At 60.3% G+C, this 18,747-nt stretch carries 33 protein-coding genes and 1 pseudogene; 12 read left to right on the top strand and 22 right to left on the bottom strand.

Features of this window, described 5'->3' with window-relative positions:
- Positions 1-106 precede the first annotated feature (106 nt).
- Entirely contained in the window at positions 107-643 is a 537-nt protein-coding gene (locus tag ACE3O2_RS00125) for a DinB family protein (RefSeq protein WP_374334276.1), read from the top strand.
- A gap of 3 nt (positions 644-646) precedes the next feature.
- Here the strand turns inward: ACE3O2_RS00125 and ACE3O2_RS00130 are convergent.
- The 8 genes and pseudogenes from ACE3O2_RS00130 to ACE3O2_RS00165 all read right to left on the bottom strand — a co-directional run.
- A pseudogene (locus tag ACE3O2_RS00130) lies at positions 647-799 on the bottom strand (DUF6756 family protein); the annotation flags it as partial.
- Positions 800-811: 12 nt separating this feature from the next.
- Positions 812-955 (bottom strand): hypothetical protein, encoded by a 144-nt coding sequence (locus tag ACE3O2_RS00135; protein ID WP_374334277.1) that lies wholly within the window; start codon positions 953-955, stop codon positions 812-814.
- 174 nt (positions 956-1,129) lie between these two features.
- Positions 1,130-1,627 carry a tetratricopeptide repeat protein gene (locus tag ACE3O2_RS00140; RefSeq protein ID WP_374334278.1) on the bottom strand — a complete coding sequence of 166 codons (498 nt, stop codon included), beginning with the start codon at positions 1,625-1,627 and terminating at the stop codon, positions 1,130-1,132.
- Positions 1,620-1,823 (bottom strand): cyclic-phosphate processing receiver domain-containing protein, encoded by a 204-nt coding sequence (locus tag ACE3O2_RS00145; protein WP_374334279.1) that lies wholly within the window; start codon positions 1,821-1,823, stop codon positions 1,620-1,622. The genes ACE3O2_RS00140 and ACE3O2_RS00145 overlap by 8 nt, the downstream gene beginning before the upstream one ends.
- An 18-nt stretch (positions 1,824-1,841) precedes the next feature.
- Positions 1,842-2,180: a zinc ribbon domain-containing protein YjdM gene (locus ACE3O2_RS00150; RefSeq protein ID WP_374334280.1), complete on the bottom strand. Its 339-nt coding sequence runs from the start codon at positions 2,178-2,180 to the stop codon at positions 1,842-1,844.
- Positions 2,181-2,270: 90 nt separating this feature from the next.
- Positions 2,271-2,675, bottom strand: coding sequence for a hypothetical protein (locus ACE3O2_RS00155; protein WP_374334281.1), 405 nt, complete (start codon positions 2,673-2,675; stop codon positions 2,271-2,273).
- The gene (locus tag ACE3O2_RS00160) at positions 2,635-2,868 is read right to left on the bottom strand and encodes a hypothetical protein (RefSeq protein WP_374334282.1); all 234 of its coding nucleotides are present in this window, start codon (positions 2,866-2,868) and stop codon (positions 2,635-2,637) included. Before ACE3O2_RS00160 ends, ACE3O2_RS00155 begins: the two co-directional genes overlap by 41 nt.
- Before the next feature lie 155 nt (positions 2,869-3,023).
- Positions 3,024-3,557 (bottom strand): hypothetical protein, encoded by a 534-nt coding sequence (locus ACE3O2_RS00165; protein WP_374334283.1) that lies wholly within the window; start codon positions 3,555-3,557, stop codon positions 3,024-3,026.
- 25 nt (positions 3,558-3,582) lie between these two features.
- On the opposite strand from ACE3O2_RS00165, the gene ACE3O2_RS00170 reads away from it, so the two are divergent.
- The 4 genes from ACE3O2_RS00170 (at position 3,583) to ACE3O2_RS00185 (ending at position 5,936) form a co-directional block, all read left to right on the top strand.
- Complete coding sequence (locus ACE3O2_RS00170; protein WP_374334284.1) at positions 3,583-4,383, top strand: hypothetical protein; 801 nt, start codon at positions 3,583-3,585, stop codon at positions 4,381-4,383.
- Between the two features lie 147 nt (positions 4,384-4,530).
- Positions 4,531-5,064, top strand: a complete 534-nt coding sequence (locus ACE3O2_RS00175; protein ID WP_374334285.1) for a hypothetical protein — start codon at positions 4,531-4,533, stop codon at positions 5,062-5,064.
- A 76-nt stretch (positions 5,065-5,140) separates the two neighbouring features.
- Positions 5,141-5,518, top strand: a complete 378-nt coding sequence (locus tag ACE3O2_RS00180; protein ID WP_374334286.1) for a hypothetical protein — start codon at positions 5,141-5,143, stop codon at positions 5,516-5,518.
- A gap of 10 nt (positions 5,519-5,528) precedes the next feature.
- Positions 5,529-5,936: a hypothetical protein gene (locus tag ACE3O2_RS00185; protein WP_374334287.1), complete on the top strand. Its 408-nt coding sequence runs from the start codon at positions 5,529-5,531 to the stop codon at positions 5,934-5,936.
- Positions 5,937-6,095: 159 nt separating this feature from the next.
- Here the strand turns inward: ACE3O2_RS00185 and ACE3O2_RS00190 are convergent, their stop codons facing one another.
- Positions 6,096-6,800 carry a hypothetical protein gene (locus ACE3O2_RS00190; protein WP_374334288.1) on the bottom strand — a complete coding sequence of 235 codons (705 nt, stop codon included), beginning with the start codon at positions 6,798-6,800 and terminating at the stop codon, positions 6,096-6,098.
- 303 nt (positions 6,801-7,103) lie between these two features.
- On the opposite strand from ACE3O2_RS00190, the gene ACE3O2_RS00195 reads away from it, so the two are divergent.
- The 4 genes from ACE3O2_RS00195 (at position 7,104) to ACE3O2_RS00210 (ending at position 9,634) form a co-directional block, all read left to right on the top strand.
- A complete protein-coding gene (locus tag ACE3O2_RS00195; protein ID WP_374334289.1) occupies positions 7,104-7,679 on the top strand; it encodes a hypothetical protein in 576 nt (191 codons plus the stop codon).
- A gap of 88 nt (positions 7,680-7,767) precedes the next feature.
- The gene (locus ACE3O2_RS00200; RefSeq protein WP_374334290.1) at positions 7,768-8,307 is read left to right on the top strand and encodes a hypothetical protein; all 540 of its coding nucleotides are present in this window, start codon (positions 7,768-7,770) and stop codon (positions 8,305-8,307) included.
- Position 8,308: 1 nt separating this feature from the next.
- Positions 8,309-9,052 carry a hypothetical protein gene (locus ACE3O2_RS00205; RefSeq protein ID WP_374334291.1) on the top strand — a complete coding sequence of 248 codons (744 nt, stop codon included), beginning with the start codon at positions 8,309-8,311 and terminating at the stop codon, positions 9,050-9,052.
- 132 nt (positions 9,053-9,184) lie between these two features.
- Positions 9,185-9,634 carry a DUF6196 family protein gene (locus ACE3O2_RS00210; RefSeq protein WP_374334292.1) on the top strand — a complete coding sequence of 150 codons (450 nt, stop codon included), beginning with the start codon at positions 9,185-9,187 and terminating at the stop codon, positions 9,632-9,634.
- An 87-nt stretch (positions 9,635-9,721) separates the two neighbouring features.
- Here ACE3O2_RS00210 and ACE3O2_RS00215 read toward each other — a convergent pair whose 3' ends face one another.
- Positions 9,722-10,027 (bottom strand): hypothetical protein, encoded by a 306-nt coding sequence (locus tag ACE3O2_RS00215; RefSeq protein ID WP_374334293.1) that lies wholly within the window; start codon positions 10,025-10,027, stop codon positions 9,722-9,724.
- Between the two features lie 178 nt (positions 10,028-10,205).
- Between ACE3O2_RS00215 and ACE3O2_RS00220 the strand changes: the two genes are divergently transcribed.
- Both ACE3O2_RS00220 and ACE3O2_RS00225 read left to right on the top strand, forming a co-directional pair.
- The gene (locus tag ACE3O2_RS00220; RefSeq protein WP_374334294.1) at positions 10,206-10,574 is read left to right on the top strand and encodes a hypothetical protein; all 369 of its coding nucleotides are present in this window, start codon (positions 10,206-10,208) and stop codon (positions 10,572-10,574) included.
- A 121-nt stretch (positions 10,575-10,695) separates the two neighbouring features.
- On the top strand, positions 10,696-11,529 hold the full coding sequence (locus tag ACE3O2_RS00225; RefSeq protein ID WP_374334295.1) for a hypothetical protein: 834 nt from the start codon (positions 10,696-10,698) through the stop codon (positions 11,527-11,529).
- Positions 11,530-11,578: 49 nt separating this feature from the next.
- Here ACE3O2_RS00225 and ACE3O2_RS00230 read toward each other — a convergent pair whose 3' ends face one another.
- The 9 genes from ACE3O2_RS00230 to ACE3O2_RS00270 form a co-directional block, all read right to left on the bottom strand.
- Positions 11,579-11,971: a hypothetical protein gene (locus tag ACE3O2_RS00230; protein ID WP_374334296.1), complete on the bottom strand. Its 393-nt coding sequence runs from the start codon at positions 11,969-11,971 to the stop codon at positions 11,579-11,581.
- Positions 11,972-12,349, bottom strand: coding sequence for a hypothetical protein (locus tag ACE3O2_RS00235; protein WP_374334297.1), 378 nt, complete (start codon positions 12,347-12,349; stop codon positions 11,972-11,974).
- 13 nt (positions 12,350-12,362) lie between these two features.
- Complete coding sequence (locus tag ACE3O2_RS00240) at positions 12,363-12,764, bottom strand: hypothetical protein (protein WP_374334298.1); 402 nt, start codon at positions 12,762-12,764, stop codon at positions 12,363-12,365.
- A 4-nt stretch (positions 12,765-12,768) separates the two neighbouring features.
- Entirely contained in the window at positions 12,769-13,437 is a 669-nt protein-coding gene (locus ACE3O2_RS00245) for a hypothetical protein (RefSeq protein ID WP_374334299.1), read from the bottom strand.
- 200 nt (positions 13,438-13,637) lie between these two features.
- The gene (locus tag ACE3O2_RS00250; RefSeq protein WP_374334300.1) at positions 13,638-14,036 is read right to left on the bottom strand and encodes a DUF4259 domain-containing protein; all 399 of its coding nucleotides are present in this window, start codon (positions 14,034-14,036) and stop codon (positions 13,638-13,640) included.
- A 114-nt stretch (positions 14,037-14,150) separates the two neighbouring features.
- A complete protein-coding gene (locus ACE3O2_RS00255) occupies positions 14,151-14,648 on the bottom strand; it encodes a hypothetical protein (protein WP_374334301.1) in 498 nt (165 codons plus the stop codon).
- A 28-nt stretch (positions 14,649-14,676) separates the two neighbouring features.
- Entirely contained in the window at positions 14,677-15,207 is a 531-nt protein-coding gene (locus ACE3O2_RS00260; protein WP_374334302.1) for a hypothetical protein, read from the bottom strand.
- A gap of 57 nt (positions 15,208-15,264) precedes the next feature.
- Positions 15,265-15,801: a hypothetical protein gene (locus ACE3O2_RS00265; protein ID WP_374334303.1), complete on the bottom strand. Its 537-nt coding sequence runs from the start codon at positions 15,799-15,801 to the stop codon at positions 15,265-15,267.
- Between the two features lie 86 nt (positions 15,802-15,887).
- Positions 15,888-16,211 (bottom strand): hypothetical protein, encoded by a 324-nt coding sequence (locus ACE3O2_RS00270; protein WP_374334304.1) that lies wholly within the window; start codon positions 16,209-16,211, stop codon positions 15,888-15,890.
- A 204-nt stretch (positions 16,212-16,415) separates the two neighbouring features.
- Between ACE3O2_RS00270 and ACE3O2_RS00275 the strand changes: the two genes are divergently transcribed.
- Positions 16,416-16,550: a hypothetical protein gene (locus tag ACE3O2_RS00275; protein WP_374334305.1), complete on the top strand. Its 135-nt coding sequence runs from the start codon at positions 16,416-16,418 to the stop codon at positions 16,548-16,550.
- Between the two features lie 269 nt (positions 16,551-16,819).
- Here the strand turns inward: ACE3O2_RS00275 and ACE3O2_RS00280 are convergent, their stop codons facing one another.
- The 3 genes from ACE3O2_RS00280 to ACE3O2_RS00290 form a co-directional block, all read right to left on the bottom strand.
- Positions 16,820-17,359, bottom strand: coding sequence for a hypothetical protein (locus ACE3O2_RS00280; RefSeq protein WP_374334306.1), 540 nt, complete (start codon positions 17,357-17,359; stop codon positions 16,820-16,822).
- Positions 17,360-17,492: 133 nt separating this feature from the next.
- The gene (locus ACE3O2_RS00285; protein ID WP_168875894.1) at positions 17,493-18,020 is read right to left on the bottom strand and encodes a hypothetical protein; all 528 of its coding nucleotides are present in this window, start codon (positions 18,018-18,020) and stop codon (positions 17,493-17,495) included.
- Between the two features lie 99 nt (positions 18,021-18,119).
- The gene (locus tag ACE3O2_RS00290; protein ID WP_168875895.1) at positions 18,120-18,746 is read right to left on the bottom strand and encodes a DUF6475 domain-containing protein; all 627 of its coding nucleotides are present in this window, start codon (positions 18,744-18,746) and stop codon (positions 18,120-18,122) included.
- Between the last annotated feature and the right edge of the window lies 1 nt (position 18,747).

The raw sequence follows: 18,747 nt of genomic DNA on the forward strand, positions 1-18,747 counted from the left end.
CGTTTTAGCTACGCTGCAGCTTATTGCATCAAATACGAGTACGCCTGTCATCCAGTCTACCTTATGATGTTCCACTCTTCTTCCCCCAGCGAAAGCGAGCCCTGCCATGTCTGCCCTCCCCTTGTATGCCCAGATGTTCCGCTATCAGGCCTGGGCCAATGCTGACATGCTGCGGGCGCTGGGTGAGCTGGAGCCGGCATTGCATCAGGACCAGCGGCATCTGGGCATCCGGCTGATGAACCACTGTCTGGTGATCAACCAGATTTTCCAGGCCCACCTGCAGCGCCAGCCCTCGCCGCACAGCGCAGTAAACACCAAGGACACCCCCGCGCTGGATGCACTGCGCGCGGCGCACGCCACGCTGGACCAGTGGTATCTGGATTACCTGCCCAGCCTGAGCGCCGAAGCGCTGGCGGAGAGGCTGCCCTTCCGCTTTACCGATGGCGAGGCGGGCTATATGAGCCGCAATGAGATGCTGGCGCATGTGGTCACCCACAACACCTATCACCGTGGCGAAGTGGGCATGCTGCTCAAGCAGGCCTCTGCGGTACCCGGCACCACCCTGACCATGCCGTGGGACACCTACGCGGTGTTCCTGCACCAGGACGAACCGGCCCGCCGCCAGCAAGGCCAGCCGGGCTGAGGGTTAGCCGGGAGCTTGCAATAATGCATCCACCGCGTGCTGGCCGCTGGCGATCAGCACGCGGTGGAGGTTCTCGCACAGCAGCCAGTCCATCTTGCGGGAGACCAGATAGAACTCAAACAGCGGGCACTCCGCCAGGACGGCGAGGATGACTGCCGCCTCCCCCTCTTACAGCCAGACACTGCCCACCTGCTTGTGCGCAGCCGCTTCTGCCAGTAGCCACAGCGGCTCATCGGGCGCGATCAGGCTGCCGAGGGTGGCCAGCGGGTGGCACGATCTATACCACCAAGACATCACGCTGGGCGGTGTCATCTGTCATCTGCAGCAGGTACTTCACATCCATGTGCAGATAGAAGCAACTTAGACAGCCCGCAGCCGCAAACACCCGTGGCTAAACAGAAGCCCCACCGACCCGCGTAGCGGGTGGGTGGGGCTTTTTCCATTTCTGGCGCACAAGGTCATGCCCTCTCTGCACCCAGCATTCAGTCAAGTTCCGCCCTGTCCTGCAGCCTTGATTAGATCCAATGCTTCGGCAGCCCCTTCAACCCCTTCAGCAATAGCCTGTTTTACTAATGCTAGGCCCTGTGCTTCATCTTTAGGTACGCCGAGTGAGCCGTAAAACAGATTCAGGCCATGAATCAGTTTTGCTTTTGGATATCCACTATCCGAAGCGCTCTTGTACAAACCAGACGCTCTAATGATGTCTTGCTCGACGAGGTCTCCCATTTCAAAGCAAACGCCAAGTGCATAAGTTGCTGGTGCATATCCTCGCTCCGAAGCTTGTTGCAAAAGCTTAAAGCTGCGGAGCTCAAATTCATCGTCGGTCTCTAGCCTTGAAATACTAAACTGCGCATACAAAAACATCGCCTCTGACCTGCCTTCTGCGAGTAAGGGCAGTAACAAATCATAGGCTGCTTGACAGTCTCCTGTCTCTATCAAATCTTCAGCCCGCCTAATGACCTCGTGTGCTTTTAGATCATCCATGTGGAACGCCTGCCTCCATTCGGTGCAGTGCATCGACACCAAACATGCCGCGCTGGTCGTCGCCCAGATCATGGTCCAGGCTCACCTCCGCCACCTCGCAGGTCTGCAGCAGGGTGATCACCTCATCCGGCCACCACGCCCGCACCCAGCCCGCTGGCGTGGCGCGTTCGTCGTCCAGGAAAATCCGGATCGGCATGGTAGCGCTGCCGGGGGATCAGGCTTTTTTCACAAACTCGGTTTTCAACTGCATGGCACCGATACCGTCGATCTTGCAGTCGATGTCATGGTCGCCGTCGATCAGGCGGATGTTCTTCACCTTGGTCCCCACCTTCACCACCAGCGAGGAACCCTTCACCTTCAGATCCTTGATCACGGTGACGGTATCCCCATCGTTCAGCACCGTGCCGTGCGCATCCTTCCACACCCGTGCCGTCACCACCTCCGCCACCGCCTCACGGCTCCACTCATGCGCACACTCCGGGCACACAAACATCGCCCCATCTTCGTAGGTATAGCTGGACTGGCACTGCGGGCAATGGGGCAAGGTGGACATGGGACAGAGACTCCAAGGTTCATGGCTAAACCCGGATTTTAACCGAGTCGCCGCCGGGCTGCCGGGAGAATCGGTTTTGTCGCCCCCTTCTCAAGACGGATCCCCAGCCTGCCGCCGGGGCAGGTGGTCCCATATCAAGCCGAGCAGGCCGATGCTAAACAGCAGGTAGCCGTAGTCTGGGCCGCGCATCAGCAGCAGATCGGCCACGCGTTCCGGAAAGGGCAGCTCGCTCAAGCGGGGTCTTGGCCCCCGGATCAGGAGCATCATAGCGGGTATCGGTGTGAGCACCGCGCCCAAGCCCACCAGGGCGGACCAGCCATCCGGCCTGCGGATCAGCACCAGCAAGGCGGTGGCGCAGCAGAGCAGCGGTACGGCATGGCGCAGCAGAGCAGCGGTACGGCATAGCGCAGCAGATACGCTCCCGCCATCCACCATGAGATGGTTGCGCTTGTACTCATGCTTGCCCCCTTTGTGGTCGATCGGCTGGCGTTTCATCCGCCCGGCTGCCGTGCCCACGCGGCGACAGATGGCACCACAGCAGCCACAGCATACCGGCGGCGCAGAGCATGAACCCTATCGGCGTGCCTTGCCAGTACAAGAACAGTACAGCGTGATGCTGCTCGATTTCGGCGGGGGACGAATGGATTGGCGAGATGGCGGTCCACGGCCCGCCGATCAGCTTCATCACGAACGGCACCAGGCTCAACGCGGCCCCCACCCCCACCAGCGTAGCCCCGCCACCGGCGGCGTCGCCATAAGGCCAGCGCCGCCAGCATGACGCAGAAGGCAGGCAGCACTAAGTGGGCTAGCTCGCCGCCCACGCGCAGCAGCCTGAACATGGCATCAAACATGGTGGTTCTCCTGTTCTGATCGGGTCTGCGAAGCAGCGACCTCCGGCGCTTGCCGCCAGGCTAGCCATGCGATGCCCAGCACAAACAGGAGCAAGCCCAGCTCTGGAAACGCGCGCATGGCGATGGCATTGAACAGGCTGGTATTGATGATCTTGATCTGGAAAATACCCGTCTCTGTCCAGAGGAAGCCTTGGCGCATAAAGAGGCGATACCCCTCGCCCACCACCGCCATCGTGGCGCCCGTTACGGCCAGCCACTGCGGGCCACTGCGCCCGCGCCGCAGCATCAGCAGCGCCGCGCAGAGCGCCACCGGCGGCGTCAGCCAGAAAGCATGGTCATACGCCATCCAGAACATGCTGGTGATAAAGCCCTGCAAGGTCTCCACACCACTCTCCTCGATACTGACCTCACTGTCAGTATGGCGCAGCGCAACAGCAGCGTCCAGCCAGCCACCCCACCCCTTGCAATCCTGCAGGTGCTGGTATAGTCTGACATTAATTTCTGTTAATACAGAAATTACAAACACAACAATCAAACACCCGGGAGCCATCATGACGATCGAGGCCTATCAACACCTGAGGCAGCTTGGCATGCAACTGGCGGGCGGCATGGATGACCTCTGCCAGCGGGTCGGGGTCTATCACCATATGTATCGGGATTCTGGCGGGCGTAATGTGTTTCCGCTGATTGCGGCTCATGTGGGCCTGCATGCGGTGGATTTTTATCGGAAAGGGGCGTTGGCCGGTCAGGTGCTTTCGCTGCTGCATGTGCTGTGGCCACGTCGGCGGCGGGCCCTGCTGGCGTCGCTGGCGGGGTTTATTCACCAGTTTCGCGATATCAACCGCCGGGTCTGTGCCGAATCGTATGCCCTCTATTACTACACCAGGCAGTATGGGCACACGGCGGAGATTGAGTCGGTGATCGGGCAGGATTTTGCGGCGCTGCTCTGTCGCTGCCATGACTCGCAACGGCACGGCAGTGTGTTTGCGCCGGAGGAACGGGCCGCGCTGTTCTCGGCCTTCTTTGGCTGGGAGCAGGATCATATCGTGGCACCAGCGGTGAAAGCGGCGTTCCTCAGCTTTGACTGGCCGCTGATCAAGGCGCTGGCGCTGCGGCCCAAGATCGAGTTTGCCTACTTTGGCCGCCGCAACCCGATCCGCTTTCAGAATTTTTCCAGCAAGGCCGAGCGCATCGCGCACGGGCTGGAGGCTTACCGCCGGGCAGAGGCCATCGGGCTGGATCGCGTCGAGGCCGCTCTGGCCGATTACCGCATCATGCCGCAGGCGTTTGTGCAGAACCCTCAGCGGTATTTTGATTCGGTGGCGCTGGCGGCGGGTGTGAGCCAAGGCTGAGCCATCGGGCCGCGTGGCAGCCTACATTGTGGCAGCGCCATGCTATGATCAGGCCGCCCCACGGCTCAAGCAGATTTCCACAGCACTGCCACCTCACGATGCATCAGACGGATGACCAGACCTTTATTGCCCGCTGCATTGAGTTTCATGCTTGCGCCGGGCCTACCCTTGCTGTTGGCCTACCCGGTCATTGGCCCCTTGTTCTGGCCCATGCTGCCCTGTGCCTATATGGCGGCGCTGCTGCTGGGCCGCCCGGCCTACCATGCGCTGAAGCGGGAGCAGTTGATAGCGCTGAAGCATTACCTGCGGGCGGGTGGCCTTATCGGCATGGTATTCAGCCAGATGGTTTTTGCGCTGGTGGCAGGTGTGCTGCTTTGGGTTGCCTTTGCCGTCGCAGCTGCCCTGATCCTGCTGGAAGCCCTGACCGAGCCTGCGCAGCCTCCTGGCTGGGCAAACCTGCTGCACTGGTTGTCGAACACAACTTGGCGGCACCTGGGGCTGGCTGCTGTACTGTTTGCATTCTATCTGCTGCTGCTCGCACTGTTGGCCGAAGAGGGTAGCTGGCTGGCTTGTGGTGCCCTCAGCTTGCTGGGTACCCTTAGCACCACCCTCTCCAGCCTGATATTCTGGCTGCTATCCGTATCAGGCACCCCACCACAGCATGACGGTTCTACCTCATGATCCATGCCCCATACTGGCCCTTGCCTCCAGCCCACGCCTTGTATAGGCTGCCCGCTTCGCCCTTGCTGCCTGCACCATGAACCCCACCCTGCTTGCCGACTTTGAACAGCGCGCCCGCTTTGCGCCGGATGAGGTCTATCGGCATGAGGCGTGTGGCTGGCGTTATATTCCGGTGCACCCGTTTGCCGATGAAGCCGCGCTGCTGGTACAGCTGGGCTGGCAGGCGGCGCAGTGTACGGCGGTGGATGCACTTTGGGCGTGCGGGGATGAGGTGCTGATGCTGCAGGTGAGCACGCAGGCAGCCGCCGCGCAGCCCGTACAGCATGTGCAGATGCAACCAGACCCGCAAGGCCACCGTTACCTGATTTCCATTGTCGATGCGCCCTGCCTCACCCGCCCGCTGTTTGAGGCCGTGATGCAGGACTGGGCGCAGCGGCTCAGTACCCCCACCTGAAAGACACCCCATGGCCTCCTCCCGCTTGTGGAACCGCTATACCTTGACCGCGCTGTGCGTATTGCCTGTTGCGGCGCTGTGGGGCTGGCAGCAGCTTTATGTGCGCGGCCCCAGCCTCTCGCCCGCCGCGCTGTCACAGCAGCTGCAGCTGGCGCAAGCGGGGGACAGCAAGGCGATGGTGGCCCTGATCCAGCACTATCAGCTCTCGGTGCCGGGTGATCCCAAGCAAGCACGCTACTGGATGACCCAAGCCGCCGACAAAGGCATCGCCACCTGGCAATACCAGCTGGGTAACGACTTGCTGCGCGAAGGCCAAACCGCCAGCGGCTGCCGCTACCTGACACTAGCCGCTGCACAGGGTGAGGAAGAGGCGCGCCAACTGCTGGCCGCCTCGCCAGCTTGCGCCAAGCCAGCATGACCATCCGTAGGGCGCAATAAGCGCAGCGCATTGCGCGGCAGCGGCAGTCAGGATAACGTGCGCCGAGTCCAAGCTCGCGGCGCAATGCGCTTTGCTTATTGCGCCCTACGCGCTAAAGCTCGGGTTCTTGCGGGTGCTATCCCTTGAGTCAAGCCAAGGTCAGGGTGCAGTAAACCACGCCGGGTCCAAGCCGTCCTTCACCAGAACATCCTGCTCCAGTTTTGGCGCGAACGGCACGATGCCCTGCAATTCCAGTGTCCGGTAGCATTCTGCAGCGTAGCGGTGCGCAAAATCCTCCTTGGAACTTGAGGTGCGGCTCCACCACTCACCCGGCGGGCAACGGTCAAAGTAGTCCACATGGTGCCCCAGCTCATGCAGCACAGTACGGTACAGCAGGGTATGCCGTAACGAGGCCGGGCTGGGAATAATGTCTATGCCACGTCGTGTCTGACAAATGGTATGGCCATCTGCACGCAACCGTTCAAGCTCCCGCTGGCTTTCGGGGTGAATGGATGCCTCCGACCAGCGTATTGTTTCCAGCGACTGGGCTTCGATCATGATGGCCGACCCCGAGTGGGAGGCCAAATCATAGTAATACTGAGCGCGCCCCCAAACCGGGCTCAACAGGCGCTGCTTGCGAGTGTGCTGGCGTAACACAATGAAATCAATCAGCCGCAGGTCTTCTGGCGGGCAATGTTCCAACACAGTACAGATATCATCCACCGTGCAGGGATAAAACCAGTCAGGCCGTGGTGGCTCGACAAAGAACAGTATTTCACGCCCGGCCAGCATGCGCTTGACCGTGACTGCCGATTCCAGTCGCTCAAAATAGTAGCGCCGCCGCCACGACTGGGGGATTTTCATTTTGTTGTCATTACCATGGCCATGTGCCTTGGTACCCACATTCCGGTTACGACGCCCCGGATTCCAGCCTGGCCTCAAGCGGACCTCCTGCTGACTTAAAATCAGGCCTCATCATACAAGATACCTCCCAGTGTCACCATGATGCTGCCTGACATGGGGGACATCTCGACGTGGTCACGCACAGTTTATGGAATCTCACAGAAACACCCCAGCAATCAACCATGCCTTTGGCATTCATTAAGCTAGCCACGTTAGCCTGTGCGTTCGCTCAATGTACCTCCCGGCATACTCAAGAGGCCCGCCATGTCTGAACCCCGTTCCCTGTTTGTCAAAGCCAGCTTCATGCCGATGCAGTTCGAGCAGTTCATGGAGGCCGAGCCGTCACAGCCGGTGCTGGATGCGATGTGGCAGGCGTGGTGGCAGAGCCGGGAGATGTCCGGCAAGATGGCGTTGACGCAGGATGCGCTCCAGGCCACACGCGCCCGCTGCTATCGGGACTACGTGCAAGCCTGGCTGGATGAGCCGTCGGCTGCGGCGTTCTCCTCTTACCATTTTGATACCTTTACCTGGACCTTTGGCATCACCCAGTTCAGCGAAAACTATCTGGAGCTGTTGCCGATGCTGGCCATGCTGGTGGACCTGGGGAACTACCGTTGTGCTACGGCCATCCTGCCGGATGATTTTGCGCTGGTCTACCCCTTCTTCTGGGGCGACAGCGATGTGATGGCCTACCTGTGCTACGGCGAGGGGGAGACCATCATCGACCCCACGGTCAACGACCTGTCACAGATTCCCGAGGCGCAGGCGGCGCTGGCCAGCAAGCGGCTGGACGAACACTGGCAGACAATCGAAGCCACCTTCAACAGCCAGCCCGATTGAACAACCGATCCCCCCGGCGGCCACGCGCCGCTGGGGTGCTCTGCCCGGCGTCCTCGGCTATGATGTCTGCTTCAAACGCGGAAATCCCATGTCGACCTCCAGACTGACCCTATGCGTCCGCGCCGCTCTGGCGCTGCTGCTCCTCTCGAGCATCGCCCATGCCGAGCTGGTGCTGACCGATGTCGGCCAGCGCCATGAGTGCCTCTCGCCCGGCCTGTATGCGCCGGTATCGGCACTGGAGCGCAGCAAGCGCACCCAGTTCTGTGCCAGCACGTTTGCCGATTCGGAATTCATGCGTGCCTCCTGCATGGAGCATGCCAACAGCCCGCATGCGATGCGGGTCTTCATTCAGGATTGCGCCACCCTGCCCCAGTTCAGCCCCTATCTGATCAGTGTGGATGGCAAGCTGCACCCACTGACCGCCCGCACCCCGCCCGCACACGGTTCCTTGCTGGGGGAGTACACCGGGCGCGGCATTACCGTGCGCATCGAAGCCCTGTCCCCCGCTACCCCCACCACGCTCACCACAGACAGCGATGCCACCCTCAGCCCGCAAAGCGTGCGGATGACGGTGACACTGGGCAAACAACAGCGCAGCTTTGACGTGGTGGTGGGGCAAGGGCGCTAGCATGGACAACACGCCCTTGATCGGCTATGTGTATGTCGGTGCAGACCGGGACGATCCGATGTCCGCCGCCGTAGTGGGTGCGCAGATCGGCAGCGGCGTGGACCAGCCGCCGTATATCGTGGTGGACCACACGCTGGAGCGTACCCTGCTCACCCGCTGGCCGGGGCGGCTGTGGCGGGTGCAGGTGCTACAGTCAGCATCCGACCAACCCTTGGCCTACGCCCGCTACACTCGCGCCACGGCGGTGCAGGTGCTGGAAGCCCTGCCGCTGTCGATGCTATTCGAACATCAGGGCGACGCCGTGGTGGATTTTCTCAATGGCATTCGCCTGCTCACCCCCGCCCAGAAGATGGCGCTGGCTGAGGCACAAGACCCGATCGCCCATCAGCTCTACAACCGCGTATTTGACCGCTGGCTGACACGGATGAACCCGGAATCCCTGCATCTGGGGCAGGATCACCACGGCGTGATCGCCATGGGCGGACTCAACCCGCGCTCCCCGGTGGGCAACGCCAGTTCCGTGCTGTATGACGAACTGCGCAAACGCGCCTGCGCACTGGAAGGTGCAGCCGCCCTGGTGCTGGACGAAGACGGCGACGAATGCCTGCACCCGCAATGGCACGCCGCTGCCGACACCCTGCAAAACGCCCTCTACGGCATCGCCGCCCCCGACGCCCTGCTCAGCCCGGATGAGCGTGAGGTGCTGCTACGAGCGTATCGGGCGGTGGTTGGCGAGGACGGCTGAACAGCACCCCTCTGACGCGGCGGAATACGTCCGGAGGTCTGCCAGATCAGCCCTGGCAACATGAGCACCACGCAAGGTAGCATGGCTGTCACGACCTGGCCGTCCTGCCAGCTACGATCCCGGAGCCCCAGCATGTACATCAGCCAGGAAACCCCTGAAGCCACCCACGCCCGCCTGTGCCAGGTACTGGCGCAAGCCGAGCTGGTGGTTCATGAGGGGGCCTATACTTTCATGGAAACCCCGGTCTCAGCCTTCCCCCTGCATGCGCTGGAGCACGCGCTGGCTTTTGTGCGGGATGATGCGGTATGGAGCGCCCTGATACCCTGCCAAGAGGGCGCAGATGATCCGGAAGCGTTCATTCTGTTCAGCTTCCACTTCCCCCCCGGCCTCGACAATTCAGGCTTTGTCGGCTGGCTGGCCAGCCACCTTAAAGCCCGTGTCGGCACCGGCGTGATGGTGGTGTGCGGGCAAAACACCGCGCGCGGTGGCATCTTTGACTACTGGGGCGCCCCGCTTGCCGTTGGCGAGGCCGTCATACAGGCCGTGCACCAACTGCGCGGCAACGCAGAAACACAGCGCTAACGGCGAGCCCTACCGCCGCGCTTGCCCATCCAGCCAAGCGGCGCGGATCGCCCGCCCGCAAGCCACCGAGCCGATGGCGGGCTTGTCTCAGGCTTTGAAGGAGATCAGCACCGATCCCGGTGTCTGCTTGAAGGCCTTGAGCACGGCGCTACGGGTTTTGGCGGCGATCTCCGGCAGCGTGGCATGGGCCGGCACGCTCTCAAACGTCACCGTGACCGAGCTCAGCGTGCCATTGTGGATATTGAAACCGACAAAGGGCTTCACCCCCAGCGACTGCTCCAGCTCAGTGGCCACCGCTTCAGAGTTTCTCAGCCCATCGGACAGGCTCTCCAGCGGATTGCACGCGGCCAGGGTCAACGCCAACAGCACGGCAGCCAGGATACGAAGCATCATGTTCACGCTTTCTCAAGAATCAGGGAGGGGACGCGCGGGTCCGTAGCCGCCATGGTAACCGCCTACGGCACAGCCAGCTATCCCCTCGCCGCAAGCAACCGTCCAGCGGAAAAACTGGAAGCCCCCCGCAGGCTGACCAACAATACAAACACCCCACCGCCCCGACAGGAGTACCCCCATGAACCGCCGTATCCTGATCACCACCCTCAGCCTGATGAGTGCCACCGCAGCCTGGGCCGCCGCCCCGGCCCACGTCACCAATGGCATGCTCACCGGCCCCAACGGCATGACGCTGTACACCTTTGACAAAGATGCCGCAGGCAGCGGCAAAAGCGCCTGCAACGGCCCCTGCGCCGCCAACTGGCCGCCGCTGATGGCCGCCGCCGACGCCATGATGGACGGCGACTACAGCATCATCACACGCGACGACGGCAGCAAGCAATGGGCCTACAAAGGCCACCCGCTGTACTACTGGATCAAGGACCAGAAACCGGGCGACCAGACCGGCAACGGCGTCAACAACGTCTGGCACACCGCTACCCCGTGATACGGGCAGGCAGGGCGCAGGCACCGGCAGCGCAAGGGCTGATGGTGGCTGCGTCCTGCTGCGCCGGTTGCGGCGGACATCCATGTATAATCAGGCCTGATGTGGATTGTCTGGAGAGATCATGTACCGCAGCTGGTGTACCGTTTTGCTGTGTTTGGCATTATTCAACGTTGTGCATGCAGAAAATGCGCCTGGTGCCAATGCGGCAAGCGCGCAGCCTGAGCGGGTACGCCTCAACAGCAAAACCGGATTATTGGGCAGCAAAACCTATATCGACTACGTAACGGACTTCAAAGCCTGGTACCCGATTGGCTTGACGTTCAATGGCACCGTCGAATTTGACCAACGCCAATTCCCCCTCCCCGCGGGGGATTGGACCGTGATGGTAACGCGGGGGCGTGTTGTCAGCGCCCAATATCAGGATGGCACAACAGAACCTTCCGCAGCGGAAGTCACCCTGGCCCTCTTTCAGCACGATGGACCACACATTACAAAGTGGCTCTTCCTGCAATCACGCTTGCCCACCCCGAAGCGGAGCAAAACCTGGTTTAGTCTCCACTCCATCTGCAAGGACAGCCCCGGAGAAACCACCTTTGCCAACCAAAAGGTCTCCGTCACGGAAGACCTGCAATACTGTGGGGTAGCAGAGCTTGACGACATCCGCGATACCGCCAAAATCGGCCCAGCAGGACGTGACGCTGTTGCCTACCTCGCATCCCGGCAATACATCGTCCCAACGTTGATGACCACGCACTCGTCCATCCTGACCAAGCAAGGCGACATGCTCTTCATTGCGCTCAGCTATAACACGGATGCACCCTCGCTCGGGCTCTCCTCCACCCAGAACTGGCAAACCCCACAGCTCAACGAGGCCCAGAAAAAGCGATACCAGGCGATCAATGATGAGGGATCGGCCCTGCAACGCAAATTGGCTGAGGCTTGGGGTTTTCAGTAAGCGTGCTATAGCAGCATGCTTTGTAAAGATAGCGTTCGATCCCCTCGACTTAAACCGCCACAGTCTCAGCCTGACCCGACCAGAAGGCATTCAGGGCGCGCCACGCCCGCTGACTCTCCGGCCCAAGGTAAGGCTCGAACTGGGCGGGGTCTACACCGGTATGTCCCCAGACATTCTGGATGCCTTCCAGCAACCCGATGGTGGCCAGCTCTTGCACCCAGGCATCACCCTCGACATGCAGCCGCTCAATGGCCACGCCCAGTGCAGCAAAGCACGCCGCCTCTCCCGATTGCTGCAGCTTGAGCACGTGGTGGGCTAACTCTCCCATCACGATGTAAAACAGCACCTCCCCCTCATACTCCCGCAGATGCGCCTCCCACAGCGGTGCAAAGCTGGGGCAGGCTTGCAGCAGGAGGGGCATCACCTCGTGTTGTTGAATCATTTAATCTTTGCTCATGGTCACCGGCACCGCCGTCAGCGCATCCAGCGCTGCATTCAACTGCCGTTGTGCCTGGGATTGCTCAGCCGGGGTGGGGAAGGCGTGCTGCTGCCGCATGAAGCGGATCAGCAGGTCGGCTATGGCATGGATGGCGTTATGGCGCGACATCCCCTCCCCCTGCAAGCGCTGCAGCGCCCGGATCACGGCCCGGTCGCCCGCCAGCACCCGATCCTCCACCAGCATATGGCTCCAGGCATGCTGCTTGGATATCTTGATTCTGGCGGCATTGTGGGCATGCTGGACCACTCGCCAGCGCTCGGCCCCTGTCATGCTGCGCCAAACCTCCAGATCAGGCGCTTGCTCCAGATGATACAGCCCCACTCACGCCCCCCCGTTACGCCAAAGGCCCGAAGCCATGCTCATCGGCCAGCAGCAGCGCCACTGGCAGAGAGGCTTCACCAAAGCAGGCCATCTCCAGCACCATGCTACCATCCGGCACGGTGAACAGCATGAACATGGCTCCGGCTGGCAGCGCGGGGTGAGTACCCGCCACGCTGGCGTGCTGTAGAGCCGCCGACATCTCGACCCACTCGGCACAAGGGGCCAAGGTTACATAAAAGCCGCAGCAATGCGCCGGGTCCACCGCACTGAAATCACGCTGGCGCACCTGTAGCTGGCTGATCAGCAACGCCCCCCGCCCGGCATCCGGCATGGCTGTGCGCCACAAAGCAGTGAGCGCGTGGCGTTCTAGTGCGGTGAGGGAGGATGGGCAAGTGTGCTGTGAATAAGCCATCATGCCTTTATTTGCGCGGGGGTTGCATGGATGGACCACCCCGATGTGGTCGACTGATGTAGCCTGCAGGTGGCGCAGGAATCTTGCCCAAGCACGCTCCGGAACAGGCATTGATCAGCAATGGTAGAACATCCGTCGCCACTTGCAGCGATACCCACCGCTGCGCAACATACTCTGGATCAAGCGGACCATTGCACACGCTGCAGCAAGGTGGTACCAGTGCCTTGACCACAGGACGCAGAAAGGGAAAAGGTGGATGGTGCTTGTAATTACCATACAAAGCTCGTGTACTTACATAGCTTAACCGCAACTGTCGGCAACGGGTAATTTCGTACGGAAACCAGTGCAAACCATATGAGGTATAAGGATCAAAGACCTCAAGCGCCTCCATTTCACCAATCTCCGGAGGGATCCGCAGCAATGCACTGCCATGAAGATTGAGGCGCTTGACGTTCTTGAGCTTGGCGATCGTCGGCGGCAAGGTGAGAATCTGGCTCCATAGATCAGCCCCTAACTCCTGCCCTGGCGACATGACCTCGCGGCCATCTTTTGCTGCCAGTTCAATCAACTCCAATAGTGCCAGCCAACCGAGTAGCGAGGTATCTTGCTCTTCAAGATGAAGTTGTTGGGCTACCCGTGGCATCTTTGGAGGGAACAGTTCACAACTGTGTTTCATACCAAACTTTCAAAGCGGCAGCACCAGCAGTAAAGCGGAAAAGACACTTCGCAGAGAAACCACGTTGAATACGCTTCAGCTGGCAAAGGGGCAGTCTATCCACGCCTCGCTTGCCGGGCAAGGTACCCCTGTCCGAACATGGCCTAGGCATCAAGCGGGCTGAGGTCAAGCACCAGTGCTTGCCGGGCCCGCTTGCTCCCTCACGCCAGCGCGGCCTCGATGGCCTTGACCGAGGGCAGCCATTCTTCATCCTCGGCTTCGTCCCACAGCTCCTTCAGCTCGGAGTCCTCGCCTTGCACCCTGGCCAAGGCTTGGCGGGCTTTGGCCAGCAGGGCGGCGCTGGGTGGGGTATCCATTCGCTGCAGCCACGCCTCGGCATGCTCCGGGTAATACTCCACAGTACCCTTGCCCAGCAGCTTGGCCAGCAACTCCGCCGCCGCCACCGCGTTGCACCCGTCGGTCACATCCAGATAGTCCTCAGCCGCCAGTGCAGCCTCAAACGCCTGCTCAATCACCGAGAAACCCTCGGACTCTTCCAGCTCGTACACCCAGTCCAGCGCATCATCATTACCAAACGGTTCATGCGACCATGCACCCATCACGGCACTCCTTGAGAAGATTGAACACCCCGCTGCCCCTGCCCCGGCCACCCCGCTTGAACCGCTTGGTGCGATCCTGCGGGCAGAAGGTTCCTGCAGGTGATGATGATGACATTATGTGACAGATGTTCGCTCACGCGGTAGCCAGGAGAACTGCAGGTCCGACGCTTCAATCAGCCAGCGGCCACCGTCTGCCCACTCAATCTCGTGCAGCAGATGGCCGCGCTCTGAGAGGCGGAATTCATCGTATCGCCAGTCACCATGCCCATGGTCCGCCGGGGTCACCTCGCAGGTGTAGGCATAAACGCGAGGGTAATAGAGCTCCAGCCACAGATCATGATAAGCCCCCAGCAAACGCACCCGTAGCGAGGTGGTGCGGATTTCACTGCGCTCGCCCTCTGAGGGCTCTTCAAAGCGCGCCCACTCCAGCCAGGCATCATGCGGACAACGTGGGTCGCGAAAATTATAGAACCAGTCACTGGTCGCCAGTGCATACGCGCCGGGTGGGAAGTGCTGCTGGTTATCCTGCAGGAAAGCCTGATACGCCGCCCAGCACTGGGCCGCCGCTTTCAGATCATCCTGATCCCTTTGCTCGGCAAGGATATAGGTCATGGCAAGTCCATCAGATATCAATGTGAAATCAAGGTGACGGGCAAGATTGCCCCTTGGTGGCCTGCGTCTGGCAAGCCCGTGCCGCCGCAACCCTGGCCCGCTCGGCAGGCCTCAGGTAGCGTGCGCCGTGATGATCATACAGTCGCACAAAGCGGACCTCCTGCGGGGTAAAGATCAGCAGCACCGCCTTGCGCATGTCAATATTGGGCTGGGCGGGGTCTTTGAGGATAGCGTCCCCATCGGTCATCAGCACCTGTGTCTGGGAGATCGGGGCGCCTTGCCATCGTACCCCGTTGATCCGCGCCGCATTCACCGGCGCATCCACCTCGATGAAGATCTTGCGGTTCACCACGCCCACCCCGCCCTTCACCCAAGCCTCGCCATTCAACAAGACCTCCCCAGTCAGCGCATCCACCTCGGCTGCCGACATGCCATGGGCGCGGGCAAACTGCGTCCGCGCCTGGGAAAGCGCATGCAGCCGCTGCTGCTTGCTCTCCGCCGCCACCGCCGGCAGCCCCAGGCAGAACAGCACCAGCCAAACCCCAGCACGCCACCGCACATCCTGCTCCTTGTGTTTGTGTTACCGACACAGCCCCCTCGCGCCCGGTTTACCCCTTCACAGCGGGGGACATGGCTGCCCTTTTTCCGCTTGCGCCTGGCACGCTTTCTCGGCAGCGGCAGCCTTAAGCCACCCTGAGCGACGCAAATAGCGACCACCGCTGTAGTCGCTCAAGTTCAAAAACCGCACATCATCTTGCGAAAAGATCAAGAGCACGGCCTTGCTCATATCAACCTTGGACTTGCCCGAGTTCTTGAGGATGGATACCCCATCCGTAATCAGCACCTCCGGCTGGGCGACAGGCGCCCCCCGCCAGTACTTTTTTTTGCCGATAATCACCTCATTCACCGGCGAGTTGACCACAATATGGATATTCTTATTGACGACCCCGATCCCGCCCTTGACAAGTCCCTCGCCATTTAAAAGAGCGTCCATATAAAGCGTATTCACTTCATTGTCAGTCATGTCATGGGTATGCGCAAAAAGCTGCAAGGCAAGATACAAATCAAGCTTCTTCTGCGCCTTGTTCTCCGCCGCCACCGCTGGCAGCCCCAGACAAAACAGCACCAGCCAAACCCCAGCACGCCACCGCACATCCTGCTCCTTTTGTTTACGTTACCGACACGGCCCTCATGATAGCCGCGAGCGACACCGGGCACACCTGCCCGGCCGGCTCGCGCTCAGGCAGAGGCGCCTGGCTCATGCATGCGGGTTCGTGGCGTACGTCGCCTCCACCACCACAAGCCCAACGACAGCAGCACCGCCCATAGCAGCCACCAAAACAGTACGGCAAAGTACCAACCTTGCGCCGTCGGGATGGGCCAGCCGTCTGGAGAGCCTTGCAAGGTAGGCCAGCCCAAACCCTCCAAGGGCTCCAACACCGCTATCGTCACCAAAAAGAACACCACCCCCAGTGGAGGCAATAGCCAGGACAGCAGCACTTCCCAGCCGATCAGAACAAAACCTCCCAGTACCACCAGCGCAATTTTTGCAGAGAGACGCATGCAGTCCTTTCTGAGGATGAGAGGGTGAATCAGTCGTACATCAAGTCGAATAGGTCGCTGCAAAGCTCAGTCACCAAACCAGTACCGACCTAATCCAAGAGGTTTAACGCCACAATGGGTGCAGCCTGTGCATCAACATCAGCCTGATCGATAACATCTGGGACTCAACAGCTAAGCATTTGGAAGAAAGTAAAAGGTGAACCCATGACGAACCAAGCATTGGAACTGAGCGACCTCCTCTTCACCAAAGAGATCAACCAGGGCATCAGTATTGGCGTGGCTGGCATCCAGCTTGTGCCGACCCAACTCCATAGCTCCGACACCAAAGGCAGCAGCTAGTCTGTGGCTTGCATCTGAAGTTTCTGCAATGAACACGTTACTGACCACAATGCTGCCAGGCGGCACCATTGAGTAAGCGTCTGGCCCGTATTCCAACGCCAAGACCACCCCAGATGAGAACGGCCCGATTGCGATGAGCTGTGCGTTAAGTCCCATATGATGCTCTTCGTGCTATGCACACCTTGATGCAGGTACACCTCTGTGCTTGAGCACATATATTTTAAACTGCTCAAGTTATCACTATGCGTACTGAGGTGGTGATCCACCACTTAGCAGCCAGGCCCGCCACTCCCTAGATATCTATGGTTTTCATCAAATTTAGGCTCAAAGCACACCGGGTCATAACCAAAGCCTAAATCTACAATAGCAAACTCAGCCATAGCAGGCGAAATAGAACGGCCATTCCCTTTTTTTTCATCAGGCATTTCTCTTACAGAGAATGTATAACCATGCCCTGCTTCAAAATCTACAGAGAATATCACTTTACCTTTAACAACCGACAGTCCAGTAACACGAGTATATTCAACTTTAATGGAGTGCTTTCCAGGCAAAATCTGCACATAACCGGAGTCACTTAACACCGACCACCCCTTTTCTTGCCACAATGCTTTACCATCGACAGCAGTCACCGCTGCAGCAGCGTTAATATTACTCCATGACCTCATATGCTGAATGGTAACCAATTTTTCATTTGGCAGAGGATCCCCTTCATACTGTTTATGGTCTAGCTTTACCGACGTTGCGCAACCAGCAACAAACGTACATGCCAATATCAATAGGGTCTTAGTTAGAAAATCATAAAAAGGCACAACACCCCCTTAGCAAAACAAAAGGCAAATCCACAATAAAACACTGACCTTCATCAAGCGCCAGTTTCAATAGAGATAGGATTAACAAAAATTTCATACCACCCACATTATACCCACATCGCAGTGCCCCCCCCTACCCCACCAACCCCGTCTCCTTCCAATAATCATGCAGCTGGGTTTCGAGGGTGGTTTCGAGGTGTTCCAGTTCGGTGCGGATGAGTTCAGCCAGGTAGTCGATGGCGCGGCGGGAGGTGCCGCTGCGTTTGTGGATGCTGTAGGGGGTGGGGGCTTTGAGGCCGCGGAAGCGGTTGACGTGGCGGCGCACCAGTCCTTCGACGACGATGCGGTCGGTGATGCCGCAGCGTTCCATCATCAGCTGTTCCAGCTCGGCAAAGGCGACCACGCGCTCGGCGCCCCAGGAGTAGAAGGCGAGGCAGTAGGCGAGCAGCGGGCGCTCCAGCTGGCCCACGCGGGCGAGGATGAGGGCGCTCTGGGCGTGCCAATCCCACGCGGTGAGGGTGGCGGGCCCGGCGGGCAGCAGCTCGGCACCGTGTTCGGTGACAACGAGGCGGGAGAGCATGTTGCGCGGCTCGATGCGGTATTCACGGATGGCGAAGGCGAATTTGAGGGCGTGGTCAACGTCGCGGAACGGGGTGTGCATGGGCTTTCCTTTAGGCGCAGGGGGCTGGCCGGCCGTGCGGTCACGGTCGGGGGGCTTCGTGGCGGGCGCGCTGCGCCTGCCGGGCGGTGCGTGCGGTGCTTAGCGGGTGTCGGGCAGCCGCAGGGTGATGCGGCTCAGCGGTAGCAGCGGTGGGCTGTTCTGGCCGTCGTGGTAGACGCGCTGGGCGCGGTGGGCGTCGCCAATCGCCAGTGGGTCGTCTCCCGCGTAGCCGTGCTGGCGGTTGTGGCTGTCGGATAGGCCTTGCAGCAGCGGCAGCCAGGCGGGGGGCTCGGCGCGCAGGCGGTAGCCGCGGTAGAGGGTTTCAAAGCGGTTGGCGAGGTAGGGCCAGTCTTGTTCGCTCACTTGGCCGAGCCGGGTCCAGCCGCCTAGGTCGGCAATGCAGAGGTGGATCAGCGGGTCGTCAAACACCACGCTGCGGTGGGTGCCAACGGAGCGCAGCGCACGGTCGACCTTGGCCCAGGCAATCTGGGCGGCGTCCTTGCTGCCGCCTTGCAGCAGGCGCACGATGTCTGCCGGTTTCGGTAGCCACTGGCCGCCATCCGGGTTGGTGCAGTGGCGGCTGAAGGCTTCGCGTACTGCCGGGTAGTCGTAAGGTCGCATGGCTTCGCTCCAGATGGCGTGGGCAAACCGGCTGAGCGGTTTGTTGTAGAAGTCGTACACCGCGGTGAGCAGTTGGCGGAATTCGGGCTGGTGGTGGTCGTGCATG

The organism is Leeia sp. (assembly GCF_041909055.1).
In the GTDB taxonomy this organism is placed as follows: Bacteria; Pseudomonadota; Gammaproteobacteria; order Burkholderiales; family Leeiaceae; genus Leeia; species Leeia aquatica.

Excerpts from the sequence above, each read along its gene's own strand:
- ACE3O2_RS00140 (WP_374334278.1), bottom strand. The coding sequence starts at position 1,627 with ATGGATGATCTAAAAGCACACGAGGTCATTAGGCGGGCTGAAGATTTG.
- ACE3O2_RS00210 (WP_374334292.1), top strand. The coding sequence starts at position 9,185 with ATGTACATCAGCCAGGAAACCCCTGAAGCCACCCACGCCCGCCTGTGC.
- ACE3O2_RS00285 (WP_168875894.1), bottom strand. The coding sequence starts at position 18,020 with ATGCACACCCCGTTCCGCGACGTTGACCACGCCCTCAAATTCGCCTTC.
- ACE3O2_RS00190 (WP_374334288.1), bottom strand. The coding sequence starts at position 6,800 with ATGAAAATCCCCCAGTCGTGGCGGCGGCGCTACTATTTTGAGCGACTG.
- ACE3O2_RS00290 (WP_168875895.1), bottom strand. The coding sequence starts at position 18,746 with ATGCACGACCACCACCAGCCCGAATTCCGCCAACTGCTCACCGCGGTG.
- ACE3O2_RS00145 (WP_374334279.1), bottom strand. The coding sequence starts at position 1,823 with ATGCCGATCCGGATTTTCCTGGACGACGAACGCGCCACGCCAGCGGGC.
- ACE3O2_RS00205 (WP_374334291.1), top strand. The coding sequence starts at position 8,309 with ATGGACAACACGCCCTTGATCGGCTATGTGTATGTCGGTGCAGACCGG.
- ACE3O2_RS00200 (WP_374334290.1), top strand. The coding sequence starts at position 7,768 with ATGTCGACCTCCAGACTGACCCTATGCGTCCGCGCCGCTCTGGCGCTG.
- ACE3O2_RS00170 (WP_374334284.1), top strand. The coding sequence starts at position 3,583 with ATGACGATCGAGGCCTATCAACACCTGAGGCAGCTTGGCATGCAACTG.
- ACE3O2_RS00270 (WP_374334304.1), bottom strand. The coding sequence starts at position 16,211 with ATGCGTCTCTCTGCAAAAATTGCGCTGGTGGTACTGGGAGGTTTTGTT.
- ACE3O2_RS00135 (WP_374334277.1), bottom strand. The coding sequence starts at position 955 with ATGACACCGCCCAGCGTGATGTCTTGGTGGTATAGATCGTGCCACCCG.
- ACE3O2_RS00255 (WP_374334301.1), bottom strand. The coding sequence starts at position 14,648 with ATGACCTATATCCTTGCCGAGCAAAGGGATCAGGATGATCTGAAAGCG.
- ACE3O2_RS00275 (WP_374334305.1), top strand. The coding sequence starts at position 16,416 with ATGACGAACCAAGCATTGGAACTGAGCGACCTCCTCTTCACCAAAGAG.
- ACE3O2_RS00225 (WP_374334295.1), top strand. The coding sequence starts at position 10,696 with ATGTACCGCAGCTGGTGTACCGTTTTGCTGTGTTTGGCATTATTCAAC.
- ACE3O2_RS00155 (WP_374334281.1), bottom strand. The coding sequence starts at position 2,675 with ATGAAACGCCAGCCGATCGACCACAAAGGGGGCAAGCATGAGTACAAG.
- ACE3O2_RS00180 (WP_374334286.1), top strand. The coding sequence starts at position 5,141 with ATGAACCCCACCCTGCTTGCCGACTTTGAACAGCGCGCCCGCTTTGCG.
- ACE3O2_RS00230 (WP_374334296.1), bottom strand. The coding sequence starts at position 11,971 with ATGATTCAACAACACGAGGTGATGCCCCTCCTGCTGCAAGCCTGCCCC.
- ACE3O2_RS00125 (WP_374334276.1), top strand. The coding sequence starts at position 107 with ATGTCTGCCCTCCCCTTGTATGCCCAGATGTTCCGCTATCAGGCCTGG.
- ACE3O2_RS00185 (WP_374334287.1), top strand. The coding sequence starts at position 5,529 with ATGGCCTCCTCCCGCTTGTGGAACCGCTATACCTTGACCGCGCTGTGC.
- ACE3O2_RS00150 (WP_374334280.1), bottom strand. The coding sequence starts at position 2,180 with ATGTCCACCTTGCCCCATTGCCCGCAGTGCCAGTCCAGCTATACCTAC.
- ACE3O2_RS00175 (WP_374334285.1), top strand. The coding sequence starts at position 4,531 with ATGCTTGCGCCGGGCCTACCCTTGCTGTTGGCCTACCCGGTCATTGGC.
- ACE3O2_RS00215 (WP_374334293.1), bottom strand. The coding sequence starts at position 10,027 with ATGATGCTTCGTATCCTGGCTGCCGTGCTGTTGGCGTTGACCCTGGCC.
- ACE3O2_RS00240 (WP_374334298.1), bottom strand. The coding sequence starts at position 12,764 with ATGATGGCTTATTCACAGCACACTTGCCCATCCTCCCTCACCGCACTA.
- ACE3O2_RS00250 (WP_374334300.1), bottom strand. The coding sequence starts at position 14,036 with ATGGGTGCATGGTCGCATGAACCGTTTGGTAATGATGATGCGCTGGAC.
- ACE3O2_RS00245 (WP_374334299.1), bottom strand. The coding sequence starts at position 13,437 with ATGAAACACAGTTGTGAACTGTTCCCTCCAAAGATGCCACGGGTAGCC.
- ACE3O2_RS00195 (WP_374334289.1), top strand. The coding sequence starts at position 7,104 with ATGTCTGAACCCCGTTCCCTGTTTGTCAAAGCCAGCTTCATGCCGATG.
- ACE3O2_RS00220 (WP_374334294.1), top strand. The coding sequence starts at position 10,206 with ATGAACCGCCGTATCCTGATCACCACCCTCAGCCTGATGAGTGCCACC.